Genomic DNA, 17,783 nt, shown 5'->3' with positions numbered 1-17,783 from the left:
CTAGCTTCGGGCGTTTTGGCGCATCGGGATCAAGGCAGTCAGTGTAAAAACCAGCGCCGCAAGGCTTACGATACTGGGGCCGGCAGGCGTGTCGAAACGCCAGGCGATTGCCAGCCCGCCGAGGGCCGAAAACCCACCGATGACGGCCGCCATCAGTGCCATGCGCTCGGGCGTCGTGGACAGGTTACGTGCGGCCGCAGCAGGTACGATCAGCATTGCGGCGATCAGCAGGACACCGACAACTTTGATCGCTACGGCCACTACAAGCGCAAGGGCAATCGTCAGAATGCGCTGTTCGCGGGTCGGGTTGATCCCGGCGGACCAGGCCAGATCAGGGTTCAGGGTTGCCGTCAAAAGTGCCGACCAGCGCCAGCCCAACAGCCCCAGAACCAGCGTCGAACCGCCCCAGATCACAAGCAGGTCGGTGCGACTAACAGACAGGATGTCGCCGAACAGATAGGCCATCAGGTCGATCCGCACGCCGTCAATGAATGACACGGCGACCAGACCAAGCGCCAGTGCCGAATGTGCCATGACCCCCAGAAGCGTATCGACCGCGTGGCCCCGCCCCGACAGGGTCGAAACGGTCAAGGCCATTGTCAGCGCCACAGCCAGAACCCCGGCGAAGACCGAGGTTTGAAATGCCAAAGACAGTGCCACCCCTAGGATCGCGGCATGGGCGGTGGCGTCGCCGAAATAGGCCATGCGCCGCCAGACGACGAAACATCCGAGCGGCGCCGCAGCCAGCGCGACGCCGAGACCGGCAAGCGCGGCGCGGATCAGAAAATCATCCAACAGGCTCATGTCGCTGCCTCGTGGTCGTGCGCATGTTGGTGCGTATGATCGTGATCATGGGCGTGGTTGTGTTCGTGACGGTAAAGCGCCAGTGCGCCCTGCGTTCCGGTACCAAAGAGCGCACGGTATTCCGGGGCTGAGGCGACATGCTCTGGCTCACCTTCGCAGCAGACATGCCCATTCAGGCAGATGACCCGGTCGCTGGCCGCCATGACCACGTGCAATTCATGGCTAACCATAATCACCGCGCAACCGAGTTCCGCACGCAATTCTTCGATCAGCCGGTAAAAGGCCGCCGATCCAGGTTGGTCCAACCCCTGCGTGGCTTCGTCAAGGATCAGGATGTCGGGGTCATGTAACAGGGCACGGGCCAGAAGGACGCGCTGAAACTGGCCGCCGGACAGGGCCGACATCTGACGCCCTGCCAGCGCCGCCGCTCCGGTGCGCTCCAGGGCGCGCATTGCCCTGTCATCATCAACCCTGCGCGGCAGGCTGAGAAAACGGCGCACCGTCAGCGGTAATGTCTGGTCGATATGGAGCTTCTGCGGCACGTAACCGATCACCAGACCGGGCGTTGCTGTCACCATGCCCGCGCTTGGGGTTACGGCACCGATGATAGCCTTCAGCAGGGTTGACTTCCCAGACCCGTTCGGGCCGACGATGGTGACGATCTCACCTTTTTTGATGCTCAAGTTGACGCCCCGCAGCACAGTTTGGCCGGCAAGAGACACGGACATGTCCTGCAGCGAAATTAGCGTCATTCTGCGTGTCCTTCGCGGCAATTTGGACACAGGCCAAGGGCTTCGACCACACTGCGGTCAATGGCGAACCCGCTTTGCGACGCGGTGTCTGCCATGGCTTTGCGAACAGTGCGGCCATCGGACTCGGCCACGCTGTTGCAATCGCGGCAGATCAGGAAAACCGGGGCGTGATCACCTTCGGGATGGGCGCAGGCGACAAATGCGTTCAGCCGCTCGATCTTGTGGGCAAACCCGTGTTTTACAAGGAAATCCAACGCGCGGTAGGCCACGGGCGGCTGGCTGCCCAGCCCCTCGTTGCGCAGGTGGTCGAGAATGTCATAGGCGCCCATGGCGCGGTGCTCTTGCAACAGGATTTCCAGCACGCGCCGGCGCACCGGCGTCAGTTGCAGCCCTTTGGCGCGGCACTGCGCGTCGGCCGCTGCGACGCCGTCCGAGATGCAGTGGTCGTGGTTATGGGGGGAAAAACCGAGCGGGTCCAAATCGAGTCACATCCTGCCTGAAACTAGGACTTGATATGTTATACCATCCGCCTTATCAAGCCGCGGCTGTTATAACATTACATGAGTCCCGACATGCGTTTTACGAACTGGATTGGCGTCGCGCTGTTTTGCGCGGCAGGCACGGCTGCGGCAGAAGTGCCAAATGTAGCTGCCGACATCGCACCCGTGCGGGCGCTGGTGGCGCGGGTGATGGACGGCGTTGGTACGCCGGACCAGGTGTTGCCAGCCAATGCCTCGCCACACGGTTACTCCATGCGCCCATCCGAAGCGGCGATACTGGAAAAGGCCGATCTGGTGTTCTGGGTTGGACCCGAACTGGCACCGTGGATGGGGAAGGCAGTGTCTGAGCTGGCCTCGGATGCTGTGGTCATCTCGCTTTTGCACCAGGGTGGTGGGCTCGAGTTGCAGTTGCGCACTGGCGAAGCGTTTGCTGAACACGATCACGGAGATGACGATCACGGCCATGACGAAGATCATCACGACGACGATCGCCACGACGAACACCAGGACGATCATCACGACGCCGATCACTCGCACGAGGGCGAAGTCATCGACCCGCATGCTTGGCTCGACCCGGAAAACGGCAAGGCCTGGCTTGATGTGATCGCTGAGAACCTGGCCGGTGCAGACCCGGAGAACGCGTCCGCCTATCGTGCCAACGCCCGGGCGGGTCAGGAAGAGATCGACGCTGCAATCGCGGATGTCGAGGCGCTTCTGGCGCCAGTTCGGGGCGTGCCTTTCGTTGTGTTCCACGATGCCTATCAGTACTTCGAGACCCGGTTTGGGATTTCGGCCAAAGGATCAATTGCGCTGGGCGATGCGGCTGATCCCGGTCCGCGCCGGGTGGCTGCGATCCGCGACCTGGTGCGCGGCGCGGGGGTGACATGTGTCTTTTCCGAACCGCAGTTCAATCCCAAGCTGGTTCGAACCGTCACAGAAGGAAGCGATGTCGGCACCGCGGTCATTGACCCAATGGGGGCGGGCCTGGCCGAAAACATGGGCTTCTATCCTGACCTGATCCGCAACATCGGCATTGCGATGTCTGGCTGCCTTGGCGGGGAAAGTTAACCGTTCCAGGCCTCTGCAATAGGCGGCGCGACGCGCAACAGATCGACGGCGCGCGCCGCAATCTGGGTGGCGGCGACATCAAGGTTGGCGTGTCCCAAGTAGAAAGCGGGCACCGGAGGCATGATGATCCCGCCCATCTCGGTCACGGCGGTCATGTTGCGCAGGTGGGCCAGGGTCAGCGGAGTTTCCCGCGCCAGAAGGATAAGTTTGCGTCGCTCTTTCAACTGCACACCGGCGGCGCGGGTCAGAAGGTTGTCATCCAGGCCATGCGCAATGGCCGCCAGCGACCGCATGGAGCAGGGGGCGACGATCATGCCTGCGACCGGGGAAGAACCGCTGGCGATCCGCGCCCCGATATCGCGCACCGGATAGGTGGTGGCTGCGAGGTCTTTCAAACCGTCATAGGCATCGGGACCGATTTCTTCGGTCAGGGTGCGACGTCCCGCTTCGCTGACAACAAGGTCGATGGATGCGCCGATGTCCCGAAGCGCCCGCGCCACGGCTAGCGACAATACCGCGCCGGATGCGCCACTGACCCCTAGCACAACCCGGACCGTCATGGCCGCACCCCCGGTAGGACACGCGCGACAAGGTCTTGCGCCCAAGCCACATCGCCGGGGTCGGTGCGCATGACTTCACCCCAATCGCGGTGAGTTTCCGCACCGATCTTGGTGGTCGCGTCGATCCCCAGCTTACCGGCCAGCCCCGGTTCCGGCGACGCGAAGTCGAGGTAATCCATCGGCGTGCCATCGACCAGCATCAGGTCGCGACCCGGATCCATCCGGGTTGCAAGCGCCCAGGCGATATCGTCCCAGTTGGACGGGTCTAGGTCGTCATCCACTACGATGACCAGCTTGGTATAGGAAAACTGCGGCAGCATCCCCCACAACGCCATCATCACCCGCCGCGCCTGACCGGGATAACGTTTGTCGATCGACACCACCGCCATGCGATAGGAACAGGCGGCGGGAGGAAGCCACAGGTCGCGGACCTCGGGGATCTGCGCGCGGATCACTGGCAGTGTCAGGCGGTTGAATACCTCTCCGATTATCGCCGGTTCGTCCGGTGGACGCCCCGTATAGGTGGACAGGTAAAGGGGATCGGGTCGGTGGGTGATGGCGCTGACCTGCATGAGGGGAAAGGGCTCGGCGGCGTTATAGTACCCGGTGTGGTCGCCGAATGGTCCCTCGGGGGCGGTTTCAACCGGGTCAACCCAACCCTCTAGTATGATCTCGGCTTCAGCGGGCACCATCAGCGGCACGGTTTTCGCGGGCACCAAATGCGGGCGCGCTCCACGCAGGACGCCTGAGAAGGTCAGTTCCGACACGGTTTCCGGCAAGGGAAGCGCCGCCGCCAGCAGCGTGCCAGGATCACATCCCAGCGCAATGGCGACGGGCATCTTCTCACCCGCCTTCTGCCAGCTTCGATGATGCGCCGCGCCGCCGCGGTGGGCCAGCCAGCGCATGATGATGCGGTCCCGGTCAATCACCTGCGCGCGGTAAACGCCGGCATTATAGCGCCCGGTATCGGTTGGGTCGCTGTCGTGCGGGCGGGTCAGGACAACCGGCCAAGTGATCAGTGGCCCGGCGTCGCCCGGCCAGTGGGTCTGGACCGGGATTGCGCTCAGATCGACATCTTTTCCCTGCCAAACCTCTTTCTGTACCGCAGCCTTACCGCCGGTTTTTGGCCGGGTCGCCAGCGCCGCCTTCAGCATCGGCCAGCGCGACAGGGCATCTCGCATGCCTTCGGGCGGAGCCGGGCTGCGGAGCGAAGCAAGAAAGGCGCCGAACTCGTCCAGCCCGTCCAGAGTCAGGCCCAGCCCGGCAGCAACCCGGTCAGCAGTGCCGAACAGGTTGGTCACGACGGGCATGCCGTTTCCGCCAAGTGGATTGTCAAACTGAAGAACCGGGCCGCCCGCCTCCAACACGGTCTTGTGGACTGCCGTCATGCGATGGCGGATCGGGACCGGGTCGGCGATATGCGCAAGTTGCCCGGTGTCGTCGCACCATTGAAGGAAGTGTCTGAGGTCGGGAAAGGCGGGTAGGGCGCGCATCGGGCAGTTCCGGGGTCCGTTGATTGGAGATCGGCGGATTCTGTCCTAGCAGGGGAAAACCGCACGCCACTTGACGATTGTCAAGCAAGGCCCGGGCGACTCGGACTATGCCCTGTTTCGGGGGTGGGGCCTGCGTCCCGGTTCCTGCCCTCCAATAATCTTGGCCCGTGCAAGGAGGACAATTTGCATTACGCCGAAACGCCGGGATCGATACCGGTCTTTCCGCGCCCGGCGGCGCTGGCCTTGCGCCTGCCGCCGCTGGCGCCTTTGTCCGTCGCGCTGACAGCGCTGGCCCGTCGCATCACTCGACGCCACCCTGAACTTCTGACCCGCCTGGGTAGCGACGGCGCAGCGCGGTTCGTGATTGACCCGACCGACCTGCCGATGGTGCTGCAATTCGACCTGCGCGCATCCGAGCCGCATATCCGTGTGCTGCGCCGCGATCCCGGCGGGGATGCGCGGATTGCTGGGCCGATGGCTGCGCTGCTGGGTCTGGTTCACGGGGTCTATGATGGCGATGCTCTGTTCTTCTCGCGGGATCTGGTGATCGAGGGGGACACCGCCGCGACACTGGCCCTGCGCAATGCGATCGACGACGCGGAACTGGACCTGTCCGAGGAGATCGACGCCCTGCCGATGACCCTTTCCCGCCCCTTGCGTGCGCTGATCCGGTTCGCCGAACGTCGCACCGGCGTCGCGCTGACCCGCCCGGAAGAGGATTACTGATGACCCTTGAAATCGTCTGCCCCGCCGGAACGCCTGCAGCCCTGCGCGCTGCGGTCAAGGCCGGGGCCCACACGATCTATTGTGGCTTCGCCGACGAAACCAACGCCCGCAATTTCCCCGGCCTCAACTTCGGCCGCGCGGAAATGGCCGAAGGGATCGCATTTGCCCATGCCCGCGGTTCAAAGGTGCTGGTGGCGATCAATACCTATCCCCGTGCCGGAGCCGAACACCTGTGGCATGCTGCGATTGCCGATGCCGAAACCGCCGGGGCGGATGCGGTGATCTTGGCCGACATCGGCCTTCTGGCCTTTGCCGCCGAGCATCATCCGGGTCTGCGACGGCACCTTTCGGTTCAGGCTGCTGCCGCCAATTCCGATATTATCAACTTTTACGCCGATACGTTCGACGTGAAACGCGTGGTGCTGCCGCGTGTCCTGTCCGTTCCAGAAATCGCCGCGATCAATGCCGAAATCGATGTCGAGACCGAGGTGTTTGTCTTTGGCGGTCTCTGTGTCATGGCCGAAGGGCGGTGTTCACTTTCGTCCTACGCTACGGGAGAGTCTCCGAACATGAACGGGGTCTGCTCTCCGGCAAGCCATGTAAAATACAGTGAGGAACCCGACGGTTTGGCCGCCCGGCTGGGTGGTTACACAATCCACAAGGTCGGCCGCGATGAACCCGCGCCTTATCCGACCTTGTGCAAGGGGTGTTTCACCGCCGGTGACAAGACCAGCCACACGTTCGAAGACCCCACCAGCCTCAATGCGGAGCAACTGATCCCGCAACTGGCCAAGGCCGGAGTGACTGCGCTGAAGATCGAGGGCCGTCAGAGGTCGCGCTCTTACGTGGCGCAGGTGGTCAGGAATTTCCGCGCCGCAGTTGATGCCGTGGCCGAGGGGCGTCCGTTGCCTGCGGGTATGCTGGCGCGGCTCAGCGAAGGGCAATCCGGCACCACCGGCGCCTACAAGAAAACCTGGAGGTGACGCGATGGACCTGACAATCGGACCAAACCAGTTCTTCTGGGACGCAGACACCTGGGCGGGTTTTTACGGCGAAATGGCAGACAGCGCTGCGCTACGCGTGGTGCTGGGTGAGTTGGTCTGTTCCAAACGTCTGCCGTTTTATCAGGATCGTATCCCCGCGGCGGTCGAGACGCTGTTGGACGCCGGCAAGACCGTTGCGCTGACCTCGCTTGCGCTGGTGACGCTGAAGCGTGAACGGAAGTTGACGGCTGATCTGGGCGCGATGGGCGTCCCGGTCGAGATCAACGACCTAACGGCGCTGTCCCATGTGCCGGATGGGGCGGAGTTCTGGGTGGGTCCGCTGGTCAATGTCTATAACGAGGGCACGTTTCGCTGGCTTGCGTCGCGCGGCGCGACCCGGATTTGTCTGCCGCCCGAGTTGCCGCTGTCTTCGGTTCAGGTGCTGGCCGCGCTGGGCGCCGAGCTTGGCGTCGCGGTCGAGGTCTGGGGTTTTGGACGCCTGCCGCTGGCGATTTCAGGGCGGTGTTACCACGCGCGTCTGCATGGCCGCACCAAGGACAATTGCCAATTCGCCTGCGAGGACGACCCCGACGGGTTGTCAGTCGTGACAACCGATGGCCAGCCCTTCCTCGCCATGAACGGGGTCCAGACTTTGTCGGACAGCACCGCCAGCCTTGTGCGCAAAGTTGAAGAGTTGCGCGATGCCGGTGTCTCGGCCCTGCGACTGTCGCCGCAGACCGGTGCGTTCGGCAGCGTCGTTGCTGCCTATCGCGGTGTGCTAGATGGCTCCGTATCGCCTGATGATGCCGCGCGCGTCCTGGCTGCGCTGGCACCGGGGGGACGGCTGTCGGACGGGTTCCTGACGGGCGCGCGAGGCGCGGATTGGTCCGGCGTGGCAGTCTGATCAACCGATTTGCCTTTGATCTTGGTCGCCCGATTGACCATTATCGCCCGAAACCTTGAAGGAAACGGGCAGACGTGTCGCAGCGGGTGACGATCAAATCCATCGCCAAAGATCTTGGCATCTCGCATATGACCGTCAGCCGGGCGCTGTCGAACCATCCCAATGTGCAGAAGGAAACCCGCGACGCGGTGCTGAAACGCGCCGCTGAGCTGGGATACGTCAAAAGCGCCGCGGCCAAGGCGATGCGCGGTGATCGGACGGCAATTGTCGGCCTTCTGCTGCCCAATATCGTGAACGAGTTTTATGCCCGCTATGCCAACGCGTTGGCCGTCGCCTGTGAAGAACACGCGCTGCACCTGATTATTCACCTGACTGGTGACGACATACTGCTTGAGCGTCGTGCGCTGCAGCGGCTGGTCGAAGTTCAGGCCGGTGCCGTGGTCATGGTGCCGGCGCCGGGCGACTGGCAGTTCGAACGGCCACTGTTGAAATCCATGCGGGTTATCCAGTTGATTCGACACCGAGTTCTCGAGCAACCGGCCTCTTCCGTCCTGATCGACGATTCGACCGCATTGGCCCATGCGGTTGGTCAGCTCGCTGCCAAAAATCATCGAAAGATTGCATATGTCGGCGGCGAGGCCACACTGTCTTCGGGTGCCGAGCGGTTGGCAGCGTTTCTCAACGGCCTGTCGCAGGCCGGGCTTGGCAGGGACGAAACGCTTGAATTCACCGACGCGCCCAGTTTCGACCTGGGGCGTAGCAGCGCCAAAGCCATCCTGGACAGGGGCGATGTGGATGCCGTCGTCTGTGGCGGTTTCGAGATATCCAACGGCATTCTGAGCGCGCTTCTCGAGGCGGACCGAAGCCTGAACTCCGGCCCGGAGTTCGTCGGTTACGGCGATCCGGGACATTACAAGTGGATCGGAGGCGGGGTGTCGACCATTGGACTTCCTGTCGAGGAACTGGCCGCCAGAACGCTGACCTGCCTGACCGCCGAACAACAGGCGGCGACGCATTCACTGCCCGCAAACCTTATCCTGAGAGGGAAAATGCAGTCGTTTGAAAATGGTTAACGACCGGTAAAGAATCCTCTTTTCTGCCCGAATTCCGTCGCATTGCGCCAATAGCTTGACCTTGAAGCGGGCCACAGAACCATCCACTCCAACGGGGCGTGGTCGGCACATGGGAGCATGTAAAGGAGTCCTGGGGGCCAAAATCCCCGGGGGCGCACAGATGAAGATACTGGCAGTCGATGACGACGAAAACATCCGTGATCTTTTGACCGCTTCGGTGGAGGCCGAAACCGATCACCAGATCGTCACAGCCGAATCCGGCCCCGAGGCGATCCGGTTGATCAACGAGGCCGACGATCCGTTCGACTGCTTCCTTCTGGATATTCAAATGCCGGTGATGAACGGCATTACCCTTTGCGAGAAAATCCGAAAGACGCCCGGGTATCGCCGCACGCCGATCGTCATGCTGACGGCGATGAGTCAGAAGAAATACATCGACCGGGCCTTTTCCGCCGGTGCTACCGACTATGTGACCAAGCCCTTCGATTTTCTTGAGCTGTTCAGCCGCATCAAGAACGCCGAGCGTCTCTTCCGCGAGCAGGCTCGCAACCGGCAGGGGATGTCCGAAGTCGCGGCGCTGAAAAAAGATCTCGACAAGAGCATGGAGCACAGCCTGAACGAACCCATCGAGATTTCAGGAATCGAACGGGTTGTGGGCTATGTAAGTTTTGAAAACTACCTGATGCAGCTCAGCCGCGCGCGTCTGCTGCGGCTCAGTGTCTTTGGCGTGAAAATCGCCAATGCCGAGCAGGTGTTCGAGGGACTCAGCCACCTGGCCTTCCGCCAGCTTCTGACCGATGTGGCGTCTTATCTTTCGGACAATTTCAACAGCGAAGAAAACTTGATCACCTATCGCGGTGCGGGAGTGTTTCTGGTTGCGGTGAAATCGCGCAATGCGCTGTCACAGCATGCATTCGAGATGATGCTGAACGCACGTGTCGGGGAAACCTCGGCTGTCCGCATGAGCGGCCAACCGGTTCGCATGTGCGTCGGCGAAACCGTATCGCTGATGTCGCTGACCCGCGCCGGGGCATTGTTCTCGTTGCAGCAAGCGGTTGAAAACGCTGAATATCGCTCGTCCAACCAGAAGGAAGTCATGCGCAAGCTGCAGCGGATCATCCGTTCGCGCCGCCGGTCCGACATGCAGTCGGAAATGGAGCGCCGCGCCTATGAGGTCCTGCTGCGTGACTCGATGCGGGACGATCCCAGCGCGTCGGGGGCGTTTTCAGGCAAAGCCAGCTAAAAGCCGCGTGACGTCGCGGTCCCGTGGCGCGGGGCGGGCGGTGTCAGTGCAGGTTTTCTTCCAGGTCCATCATGGCGACCTGAACCTTCAGGCCGTCCATCTCCATCACCGGACCTGCGGGTTCCGCCCGCAGCCCAAGACGACCGATCCAGCGCGGCCAGACCGCAGGCACCATGCCCAGAAGTTTCTTGGCGCCTTGTTCCCGCGCTGCGGTGATCAGCTGCATCATCAACTGGCGCTGGACCTTGTTGCGGATGTTGGCGGGGATATCTTTGGCGATGAAGACCCGGCTGCTTTCCCAAACGTCCGGGTCAACCGGCGCTTCGAAATCCAGAAGGTTCGACGGGATCGTGTCCAGCATTCCCTTCTGAGCATCCCGGATCATATAGGAGTACATCCCACATTTCGCCGTTGTGGGCGTCAGGCGGATTCCGGCCAGGATACGATCCCCTTCATGCACCGCGATCCACCGGCTGGCGGGGGTGTCATACTGGTCGTATTCCATCCCTTCCGTTTCAGGAAGGTTCCAGTTGTTCTGGACAATAAAGCTTTGGCGTCGTGCTTTGAACAGACGCACCAGAAGGTCGCCGTGATTGTGCATGTTGCCGAATGAGAGCGTTGTCGCATGCATAGTTGTCTTCAGTCCCGTCGCAGTCGGTTCATGTCGTACCGGTGAACACCGTCAACCTGTCGCCACGCAATCGGCAACAAATATACCACACGCGTTGTCGAGCGAAGACTCCAAGCCCCAGGAGCACTCTACTACCGATAGACTCCTGGATCTTTCTGATCCTTCGGTGCCTTGATGTCTGCCTCAACTTTTCTAGTAACAGGCCACATGCCTGACCGTTTTTCCAGAGAAAAAATGCCACAATCGCAGGAAAACGGCAAAACTGTGGCAAATGCGTTATCAATTTTGCGATTCAACTATGAGTAATGCACAACTTTGACGCCGTGTCGCGCCAGATCGAAGTGCTTTTGGTACTGCATTGGCGTCAACCTGACGCTCCGCCGAAATTTCACGCAACTACCATGTTTTTGCCAGTTTGCGGCGCCACAACCATAGGGCAGGTCGCCAAGCGGTGGCCAAAGTGTTGAAAAATATGGGCCACGTGGGGGCGCGGCCCGGCTGCCGAAAGGGTGAACATGTCTGAATTTTTCATGCGTTTCCATGTAATGGGTGAAGTCGCAGAAACCCTGTTTCTACAAGATGAGGACCCGCGTCTTCTTGTCGATCTTTCGGTCGAACCCGCAAATCCTGGCGTGACACCGGTTCAGAAATACCCCAATCGCGTGTCCTTTACGCTGCGCGACCCGCAACTGATCGCGGAGTTCCAGGCACGTGTCGAGACTGGCGATCTTGTCGAGGCAACGGGCACTTTTTCGCAGTCAGCCTACGTGCCGCACCGCACCAGCCACATCGATACGACATTCGAAATGGTCGAATTCAACTGCCATCATCGCGTTGTTCCGCAGCTGCGGTATCAAGGGCAGGTGATCGAACCGCCGTGCGGATCGGCGCTACATTGAACACAATCACCGTTGAAATTCCGCGATTGGTCCCGAACCTTGCCACAATCCAGGGCTAACATGGTAGGCAACAAGTATTCTTATACGGGCAGCAGTCATCATGAAGCCAACCGCAGAAACCCAAGGGGATATGCCCAACGCACCCGATTTCGCGATCGGGCCAAAGGCCGCCCTTCGCCATATTGTTGGCAAACTGCGATCGTCTCACAAGCTGACGGGCGCGGACGTCAAGCGCCTTGAGAAGCAGATCAAGGATTTCGCCGGCGGCGGGCTTGCCCTGTTCTGGCAGCGCCAGGGGATCTATTTCGGCGCGGCCTTGTTGTGCGCGTTTTTCTATAGTCCCGATATCGCACTTTTCTGTTTCGCCCTGTGCCAGGGCACCGAGATGCTGGACACCTTCGTCTCGATGCGTGCGTTCCGCTGGAATGGCGGGTCGGCGCGCAAGGCGCGCATGTTCCATCGGCAATTGCTGGCCACATCGACGCTGAGTTCAATTGCGGTCGGCAGTTTCACCTTGATGGTGGCGAACCTCGAAGGGCCAGCCGAGCATTTCACATCGTTGTTCTTCCTCTTTGCCGCTGGGCTTTTTGCGGCCGTGAACAACCACCAGTTGCCATCGGTTCTGGGTGTCCGTCTGGTGATCTATGGTGCTGTATTCCTGTTCATCCCGCTGCGCGACATCTGGGTCGAGCAGCCGCCGATCCGATCGGCGATGTGGGTGCATTTCCTGACGGTCCTGTTTGTTCTCTACTTCGTGCTGGAATGTTCGATGATTTTCCTGCGGCTCTACCGCAATGGCATCGAACAATACGAGGAACTGAGGATCGAACGCGACCGCGCCAAAGAGGTCTATGAGCTGAAGTCGCAGTTCGTTTCTGTTGTCAGCCATGAATTGCGCACGCCATTGACTTCGATCATCGGGGCGCTTGGGTTGATGAAATCCATGGATACGACCGCGAATCCAGAGGGCTATCAGAAGATCCTTGGGATCGCGGACAAAAACAGCAAACGGCTTTCCAACCTGATCAACGACCTGCTGGACCTGCAAAAGCTGGAAAGCGAGCAGATGAACTACAACTTCGTCTCGCTTGATCCGGCCGAGGTGGTCGAGGATTCGGTCGATGCGATTGCCTCGTTCTCGCAGAAGGAAAACAAGGACGTGAAAGTCGTCACCGGGCGCATGGATCGCGGGCATCTTGTGCGTGGCGACTATGACCGGATGTTGCAAGTCTTTGACAACCTGTTGTCGAACGCTGTGAAATTTTCATCAGACGGCAGCAGCGTCACCGTCGAAGTGTGCAATATCGGCGATGCCATTCGGATCAGTGTCACCGACACCGGGATCGGTATTCCCGAGGGATCGAAGGACAAGATTTTTGCCAAGTTCAGTCAGATCGATTCGACCGATCACCGCGCCCATGAAGGCACCGGGCTGGGGCTGAACATCGTGCAGCAGATCGTGCATGCCCACGCCGCTGAAATCGACTATGAAAGTGAGCTGGGCAAAGGCACGACCTTCTTCGTAACAATGCCGCTGGCGGAACAGACCGAGGTGGATCATGGCTGACGGAACCGCGCTTGACCCGATTGCGCAATTGCGCCTTCGATTCCTGGGGTCGCTGCGGCGCAAGCACTCCGAGGTTGAGGACCTGATCTGCGAGTTTTCGGCAGGAACCGGAACGCCTGAGATGGTTCATCGGCTGTTTTACCTGTCCCACAATATCGTTGGCGTTGCGCCGACGCATGGATTCCACGAGCTTGCCCGCGTAGCGCAGGCCACTGAAGCTATGCTGGCGGATGTGGTTCTGCGCAATCTGCCGCTGGCGGATGAGATGGAGATGCTTCTTCTGGCCGATGAACTGGCGGACGAGATGTGCGCCTGTTTCGGGGACGAGTGACGGGGCGACCCGATTCTATTGACCCTGATGATGCGCGTTCCAGATGTCTGTGATCTGCTGCGCGAGGGTCATCGGATCAAACGGTTTCTGAACTGCCCCGACCGAAAGTGCGCGTAACTCGCTTTTGTATTCTTCCGCAACATTGACCGATGTGCAGAAAATCGCGGGCACGCCGACAAGCGCGGGGATTTCGCGAAGTGCTTTCAGCGTGTCGATCCCGCTCATGCCTGGCATCATCAGGTCGAACAGAAACAAGTCGGGCGCGAATGCCTCGGCCTTGTCCATCGCTTGCTGACCGCCTTCACATTGCAACAACTCGAACCCGCCCATTGCGCAAAGGCAGATATTGACGATTTCGCGGATGTCCGGGTCGTCTTCGACATGAAGAATGCGGTTGAGGCTTGGCACTAGTAAAATCCTTAAAGTTGTCCCGCTCACTATGCGCAAGCTGGCGCGTAACTGCAATATTTTGGTCGTTCGATCGGTAATTCAATACGGGCATTTTGGGGTGTCCAAGAACGGCATACCCTGAATTATCTATTTTTTATCCTTCGGAACTGCTCTACCAGCGATATCAAGATCCGTGAGATATCCATCCCCACGGTCCGATTTCTTGACCCCACCTTTCAAGGAGAGTCCGATGAACCTTATGAACTCGACTGCCGAACTGGACAAGCGCGCGCACCTGCACCCCTATACCAACGCCCGCAAGCTTGAGGCTGAAGGCCCGCGGGTCATGGATCGCGGCGACGGAGTCTTTGTCTATGACGACCAGGGCAATGAGTATATCGAGGCGTTGGCGGGATTGTGGTCAGTTGCGGTCGGCTTCGGCGAGGACCGTTTGCAGAAGGCCGCGTCAGAGCAGATGGCCAAGCTGCCCTATTATCATGTGTTTGCTCAAAAGACCCACGGTCCGGCTGCTCGATTGGCCGACAAGCTGGTCGAAATTACGCCGGATCATCTTACCAAGGTGTTCTTTACCAATTCCGGCTCGGAAGCCAATGATACGGTAATCAAGCTGGTCTGGTTCATGAACAACGCACTGGGCCGGCCTGAGAAAAAGAAATTTATCGCACGCAAGAACGGCTACCACGGTATCACCATTGCCTCGGGGTCGCTGACGGGCTTGCCCTGGAACCACACCGGGTTCGACTTGCCCGCGATCCCGGTGCGCCATGTGACTACGCCGCATGCTTATGCGTTTGCCAACGATGGCGAGACCGAAGAACAGTTCGCTCAGCGGCTGGCAGATGAGATCGAGGCGGTGATTCAGGAGGAAGGCCCGGAAACCGTCGCGGCCTTCATTGGCGAACCGCTGATCGGGGCGGGCGGCGTGCTGGTGCCCCCGGCGGGCTACTGGGAAAAGGTGCAGGCCATCTGCAAAAAATATGACATCCTGCTGATTGCGGATGAAGTCATCACCGGCTTCGGGCGCACTGGCAAGATGTTCGCGTGCGAGACATTCGGCATCAAACCCGATTTCCTTGTTCTGTCCAAACAGCTGACGTCATCTTATCAACCTCTCGCGGCGATCATGCTGTCGGACGAGGTCTATCAGGCCATTGCCACACACACCGCCGAACTTGGAACGCTGGGGCATGGCTTCACCGGCTCGGGGCACCCGGTTGCGACGGCGGTTGGTCTGGAAAACCTTGCGATCATCGAGGAACGTGACCTTGTTGGAAATGCCGCCCGTGTGGGCGAGGTGCTGCATGCGGAACTGGGCAAGCTGGCCGATCACCCGATGGTCGGGCAGGTGCGCGGCGTCGGCCTGATCGCGGCGGTGCAACTGGTGGCGGACAAGACCAATCGCACGCTGTTTGATCCCGAGGGCAAGGTCGGCGCGTTTTTCTTCGAGCGCGCCCACGACCACGGGCTGATAATCCGCAACATCAAGGACGCCATCGCATTCTGCCCGCCGCTGATCATCACCGAAGCGCAGGTTAGGGAAGCGGTGGCGCGGTTCGCCAAGACGCTGGATGACGCCTATGAATACGCCAAGTCGGAAGGGTTGATGAAAGCCTGACCCACCCGGTTAGTCAGACCTGTCAACGGCGCCCCGGTTCGGGCGCCGTTTTCGTTTTACAGGGCCGGGGCGCTGCCCCGGACCCCGGGGTATTTGAAACCAGAAAAAGTCAGCGCGCCGGTTTGGTGTCGATATCGAATTGCAAGATTGCCGGGGCCGGGCCGCTGTCATCTTCAAGCGCCATCGCGCCGCGGGTGACGGTTCCGAAACCGGCTTCCTGTAGAGCGGCGGAAAAGCCGCTGCCGCCGGTCGTCTGACCGCGGGTAACTGCCACCGCATCCTGCGCGAGAAACCGCAAATCCTCGACCGGGGTCTGGGGTTGGGCGGGCGAGATGATGACCACCACGCGGTCGCGTCCGAAGGCTTCGTCCGTTATGCGGAACAGACCCTTCTTGAGTTGGTCTCCGGGGTTCAGTCGACCCGAGTAGAAATGCGAGATCGAGTAGTCCGAGCCGATATGCAGGACGTTCACGTCGACGGGGAAATCCTTGTCGTTGCGAGTCAGGATATGGACCTGGTCGTCCGGCAGCAGCACCGGAACCGAAGCAAGGTCGAGGTCACGCAGGTTGCGGTTCTGTTTGTTCTTGGTCTGAAGCCGCAGGTCGATGCGCAGGCCCGTGTTGTCGTATTGACCGCCCAGTCGCAGCAGGTTGATCGCACGCGACATGGTCTCGAGGTTGTCCCGCAACAGTGCCGCGACCTCGGCGGCGTCGCGGCCATCCGTTCCGATGGACGGGATTTGTCCTTGTTTTTCATTCTCGAACATGCCCGATCCGGGTAGCATCCAGACTGCATCCGGGCGCCGGCTTTCGGGCAGAACCGCCAGGCGGACATCGGCCTCGGAACCTGCGGGCACGAACTGCACGCGGCCCGTCGTGCCCAGATCGGTCTGTAGCTGCGCTATCGCCTCGAACAGAGCGTTTGGAAGGGCGGGGCCGTCGGCGTCAGGAAGGGCCACGGTCAGGGTGAAATCCACAGGCTCCTGCAAGCGGCGCACATAGGCGCCGCGGGGCAGGTCGGCCTCGTCATAGGCGGCAAGGCCCTCGTGGTCTATACCCTCGGCTTCGGCAGTGAAGGTATCGACGAAGGTCACCTCGACATATCCCAACGCCTCGTTCAGCGTGCTGGCGGGGCTGGGTAGGATCGCCAGCACTTCGCCCTGAGTTAGGCCTTGCAGGTGACCGGCCTTGACCGAAAGGCCAAAGTCACTCTGAGAGACGGGCCATTGCGTGATCTTGCCGCTTGCCTCGCCCGAGAATACATGGGCGTCGAGATCGCCTTCGAACATCGGGGTCGACAGGGCCAGGTTCTGGACAGCGTATTTGCGCATCACTTCCTGCCCCAACTGGCGGTAGGTCAGGCCGGGTTTCTCGGCCAGAGTTTCAAAAATCGTATAAGTGAACACGCCTTGCGAGCGGCGACCCGGCTTGCCCTTGGGCAGGCGTTTTTCCGGTGTCGTTTCATTGGTCTGCGCGGCATAGAATGCGACAAACGCGCCGTCACCATCGCCCATCAGGGCATCCCCCACCGGGCTTTCGGGGCGGGTGCGGGGATCGGGGAGAGCACGGGAGCGTGTGGCTGCATCATCCAGTGCCGCTTGCGTCACACCCAGCGTTTCGGGGGACAGCTTGCGCAGACGGACCTCGTCCTCGTCATCGCCAGAGGGCGCGCCGCGGGTGACGGTGCCCGAATGGCAGCTGTCGAACACCGCCCAAACCGTGGCACCCTTGGCCCGTATCGCACCGATCAGAACACCGATCTCATCATCGACCAGCGCATTTTCAACGGTGCCGACCGTGTCGTTCCACGGGCCGATATCAACCGGCAGGAACATTTCATCCAGTCCGTCGATTTCGGTTTCCGGGTTGATCGCCGGGGCCTGGGTGCCGTGGCCCGAGAAATGCAGATAGACGAAATCGCCCTGCTGGGCACGGGCGGCGATCTGGGCGAATGCCTCGCGGATGGCGGCGAGGGTCGGCTTGGTGCCGCCTTCCAGCCCATCCGCCAGTACCGTGACATTCTCAGGTGCGAATGGCACAGGCGCGGTGGTGGTCAGGTAGGTGCGCACAAGGTCGACATCATTTGCCGGCCCCGTGAGCCAGAACCGTTCGTCGAGGTTGTCGTAAGTCGAGGCCCCGACCAGAAGGGCGAAATTCTCAGCCCAGGCGCCACCTGCGATGGACGAAGCCAGAATTGCAGCAAGGGACAGGCGTTTCATGTTGC

The 17,783-nt window shown here is 60.7% G+C and carries 18 protein-coding genes; 10 read left to right on the top strand and 8 right to left on the bottom strand.

Going from position 1 to position 17,783, the window contains the following annotated elements; genetic code table 11:
- The 3 genes from JQ863_RS00705 to JQ863_RS00695 are packed head-to-tail and all read right to left on the bottom strand — an operon-like array spanning nucleotide 1 to nucleotide 2,035.
- The gene (locus JQ863_RS00705; RefSeq protein ID WP_204112418.1) at nucleotides 1-804 is read right to left on the bottom strand and encodes a metal ABC transporter permease; all 804 of its coding nucleotides are present in this window, start codon (nucleotides 802-804) and stop codon (nucleotides 1-3) included.
- Nucleotides 801-1,556 (bottom strand): metal ABC transporter ATP-binding protein, encoded by a 756-nt coding sequence (locus JQ863_RS00700; RefSeq protein ID WP_204112417.1) that lies wholly within the window; start codon nucleotides 1,554-1,556, stop codon nucleotides 801-803. The genes JQ863_RS00705 and JQ863_RS00700 overlap by 4 nt, the downstream gene beginning before the upstream one ends.
- The gene (locus JQ863_RS00695; protein ID WP_204112416.1) at nucleotides 1,553-2,035 is read right to left on the bottom strand and encodes a transcriptional repressor; all 483 of its coding nucleotides are present in this window, start codon (nucleotides 2,033-2,035) and stop codon (nucleotides 1,553-1,555) included. The genes JQ863_RS00700 and JQ863_RS00695 overlap by 4 nt, the downstream gene beginning before the upstream one ends.
- A 93-nt stretch (nucleotides 2,036-2,128) precedes the next feature.
- Here JQ863_RS00695 and JQ863_RS00690 point away from each other — a divergent pair, with 93 nt between their 5' ends.
- Complete coding sequence (locus tag JQ863_RS00690; protein WP_204112415.1) at nucleotides 2,129-3,124, top strand: zinc ABC transporter substrate-binding protein; 996 nt, start codon at nucleotides 2,129-2,131, stop codon at nucleotides 3,122-3,124.
- Here JQ863_RS00690 and JQ863_RS00685 read toward each other — a convergent pair.
- Nucleotides 3,121-3,684: a UbiX family flavin prenyltransferase gene (locus JQ863_RS00685; RefSeq protein WP_204112414.1), complete on the bottom strand. Its 564-nt coding sequence runs from the start codon at nucleotides 3,682-3,684 to the stop codon at nucleotides 3,121-3,123. The genes JQ863_RS00690 and JQ863_RS00685 overlap by 4 nt on opposite strands.
- The gene (locus tag JQ863_RS00680; protein WP_204112413.1) at nucleotides 3,681-5,177 is read right to left on the bottom strand and encodes a UbiD family decarboxylase; all 1,497 of its coding nucleotides are present in this window, start codon (nucleotides 5,175-5,177) and stop codon (nucleotides 3,681-3,683) included. Before JQ863_RS00680 ends, JQ863_RS00685 begins: the two co-directional genes overlap by 4 nt.
- 183 nt (nucleotides 5,178-5,360) lie before the next feature.
- Here JQ863_RS00680 and ubiT point away from each other — a divergent pair, with 183 nt between their 5' ends.
- From ubiT to JQ863_RS00655, 5 genes are all read left to right on the top strand, one after another.
- The gene (ubiT, locus tag JQ863_RS00675) at nucleotides 5,361-5,903 is read left to right on the top strand and encodes a ubiquinone anaerobic biosynthesis accessory factor UbiT (protein WP_239113181.1); all 543 of its coding nucleotides are present in this window, start codon (nucleotides 5,361-5,363) and stop codon (nucleotides 5,901-5,903) included.
- A complete protein-coding gene (ubiU, locus tag JQ863_RS00670) occupies nucleotides 5,903-6,886 on the top strand; it encodes a ubiquinone anaerobic biosynthesis protein UbiU (RefSeq protein ID WP_204112412.1) in 984 nt (327 codons plus the stop codon). The genes ubiT and ubiU overlap by 1 nt, the downstream gene beginning before the upstream one ends.
- A 4-nt stretch (nucleotides 6,887-6,890) precedes the next feature.
- A complete protein-coding gene (ubiV, locus tag JQ863_RS00665; protein ID WP_204112411.1) occupies nucleotides 6,891-7,790 on the top strand; it encodes a ubiquinone anaerobic biosynthesis protein UbiV in 900 nt (299 codons plus the stop codon).
- 74 nt (nucleotides 7,791-7,864) lie between these two features.
- On the top strand, nucleotides 7,865-8,863 hold the full coding sequence (locus JQ863_RS00660) for a LacI family DNA-binding transcriptional regulator (protein WP_204112410.1): 999 nt from the start codon (nucleotides 7,865-7,867) through the stop codon (nucleotides 8,861-8,863).
- Between the two features lie 160 nt (nucleotides 8,864-9,023).
- Nucleotides 9,024-10,106 (top strand): response regulator, encoded by a 1,083-nt coding sequence (locus JQ863_RS00655; RefSeq protein ID WP_204112409.1) that lies wholly within the window; start codon nucleotides 9,024-9,026, stop codon nucleotides 10,104-10,106.
- Nucleotides 10,107-10,149: 43 nt separating this feature from the next.
- Here the strand turns inward: JQ863_RS00655 and JQ863_RS00650 are convergent, their stop codons facing one another.
- Complete coding sequence (locus JQ863_RS00650) at nucleotides 10,150-10,737, bottom strand: acyl-homoserine-lactone synthase (protein ID WP_204112408.1); 588 nt, start codon at nucleotides 10,735-10,737, stop codon at nucleotides 10,150-10,152.
- Between the two features lie 515 nt (nucleotides 10,738-11,252).
- On the opposite strand from JQ863_RS00650, the gene JQ863_RS00645 reads away from it, so the two are divergent.
- From JQ863_RS00645 to JQ863_RS00635, 3 genes are all read left to right on the top strand, one after another.
- A complete protein-coding gene (locus JQ863_RS00645) occupies nucleotides 11,253-11,636 on the top strand; it encodes a hypothetical protein (RefSeq protein ID WP_204112407.1) in 384 nt (127 codons plus the stop codon).
- A gap of 130 nt (nucleotides 11,637-11,766) precedes the next feature.
- Nucleotides 11,767-13,203: a sensor histidine kinase gene (locus tag JQ863_RS00640; RefSeq protein WP_204112406.1), complete on the top strand. Its 1,437-nt coding sequence runs from the start codon at nucleotides 11,767-11,769 to the stop codon at nucleotides 13,201-13,203.
- Nucleotides 13,196-13,534, top strand: a complete 339-nt coding sequence (locus tag JQ863_RS00635) for a hypothetical protein (RefSeq protein ID WP_204112405.1) — start codon at nucleotides 13,196-13,198, stop codon at nucleotides 13,532-13,534. Before JQ863_RS00640 ends, JQ863_RS00635 begins: the two co-directional genes overlap by 8 nt.
- A gap of 15 nt (nucleotides 13,535-13,549) precedes the next feature.
- Here JQ863_RS00635 and JQ863_RS00630 read toward each other — a convergent pair whose 3' ends face one another.
- A complete protein-coding gene (locus JQ863_RS00630; RefSeq protein WP_204112404.1) occupies nucleotides 13,550-13,942 on the bottom strand; it encodes a response regulator in 393 nt (130 codons plus the stop codon).
- Nucleotides 13,943-14,174: 232 nt separating this feature from the next.
- Here JQ863_RS00630 and JQ863_RS00625 point away from each other — a divergent pair, with 232 nt between their 5' ends.
- Nucleotides 14,175-15,560, top strand: coding sequence for an aspartate aminotransferase family protein (locus tag JQ863_RS00625; RefSeq protein WP_204112403.1), 1,386 nt, complete (start codon nucleotides 14,175-14,177; stop codon nucleotides 15,558-15,560).
- 109 nt (nucleotides 15,561-15,669) lie between these two features.
- Here JQ863_RS00625 and JQ863_RS00620 read toward each other — a convergent pair whose 3' ends face one another.
- Nucleotides 15,670-17,778: a caspase family protein gene (locus JQ863_RS00620; protein WP_204112402.1), complete on the bottom strand. Its 2,109-nt coding sequence runs from the start codon at nucleotides 17,776-17,778 to the stop codon at nucleotides 15,670-15,672.
- Nucleotides 17,779-17,783: the final 5 nt, after the last annotated feature.

The sequence above is a fragment of the Shimia biformata genome (assembly GCF_016888515.1).
In the GTDB taxonomy this organism is placed as follows: Bacteria; Pseudomonadota; Alphaproteobacteria; order Rhodobacterales; family Rhodobacteraceae; genus Shimia_A; species Shimia_A biformata.
Note: the sequence above shows the minus strand (reverse complement) of the source record. Positions and strands in the feature narration are given on the sequence as shown.

What these genes read in the sequence shown, in the direction of transcription:
- JQ863_RS00680 (WP_204112413.1), bottom strand. Translation starts at nt 5,177, where the DNA reads ATGCGCGCCCTACCCGCCTTTCCCGACCTCAGACACTTCCTTCAATGG.
- JQ863_RS00685 (WP_204112414.1), bottom strand. Translation starts at nt 3,684, where the DNA reads ATGACGGTCCGGGTTGTGCTAGGGGTCAGTGGCGCATCCGGCGCGGTA.
- JQ863_RS00705 (WP_204112418.1), bottom strand. Translation starts at nt 804, where the DNA reads ATGAGCCTGTTGGATGATTTTCTGATCCGCGCCGCGCTTGCCGGTCTC.
- JQ863_RS00635 (WP_204112405.1), top strand. Translation starts at nt 13,196, where the DNA reads ATGGCTGACGGAACCGCGCTTGACCCGATTGCGCAATTGCGCCTTCGA.
- ubiV (WP_204112411.1), top strand. Translation starts at nt 6,891, where the DNA reads ATGGACCTGACAATCGGACCAAACCAGTTCTTCTGGGACGCAGACACC.
- JQ863_RS00650 (WP_204112408.1), bottom strand. Translation starts at nt 10,737, where the DNA reads ATGCATGCGACAACGCTCTCATTCGGCAACATGCACAATCACGGCGAC.
- ubiU (WP_204112412.1), top strand. Translation starts at nt 5,903, where the DNA reads ATGACCCTTGAAATCGTCTGCCCCGCCGGAACGCCTGCAGCCCTGCGC.
- JQ863_RS00625 (WP_204112403.1), top strand. Translation starts at nt 14,175, where the DNA reads ATGAACCTTATGAACTCGACTGCCGAACTGGACAAGCGCGCGCACCTG.
- JQ863_RS00620 (WP_204112402.1), bottom strand. Translation starts at nt 17,778, where the DNA reads ATGAAACGCCTGTCCCTTGCTGCAATTCTGGCTTCGTCCATCGCAGGT.
- JQ863_RS00690 (WP_204112415.1), top strand. Translation starts at nt 2,129, where the DNA reads ATGCGTTTTACGAACTGGATTGGCGTCGCGCTGTTTTGCGCGGCAGGC.
- JQ863_RS00700 (WP_204112417.1), bottom strand. Translation starts at nt 1,556, where the DNA reads ATGACGCTAATTTCGCTGCAGGACATGTCCGTGTCTCTTGCCGGCCAA.
- JQ863_RS00645 (WP_204112407.1), top strand. Translation starts at nt 11,253, where the DNA reads ATGTCTGAATTTTTCATGCGTTTCCATGTAATGGGTGAAGTCGCAGAA.
- JQ863_RS00655 (WP_204112409.1), top strand. Translation starts at nt 9,024, where the DNA reads ATGAAGATACTGGCAGTCGATGACGACGAAAACATCCGTGATCTTTTG.
- JQ863_RS00640 (WP_204112406.1), top strand. Translation starts at nt 11,767, where the DNA reads ATGCCCAACGCACCCGATTTCGCGATCGGGCCAAAGGCCGCCCTTCGC.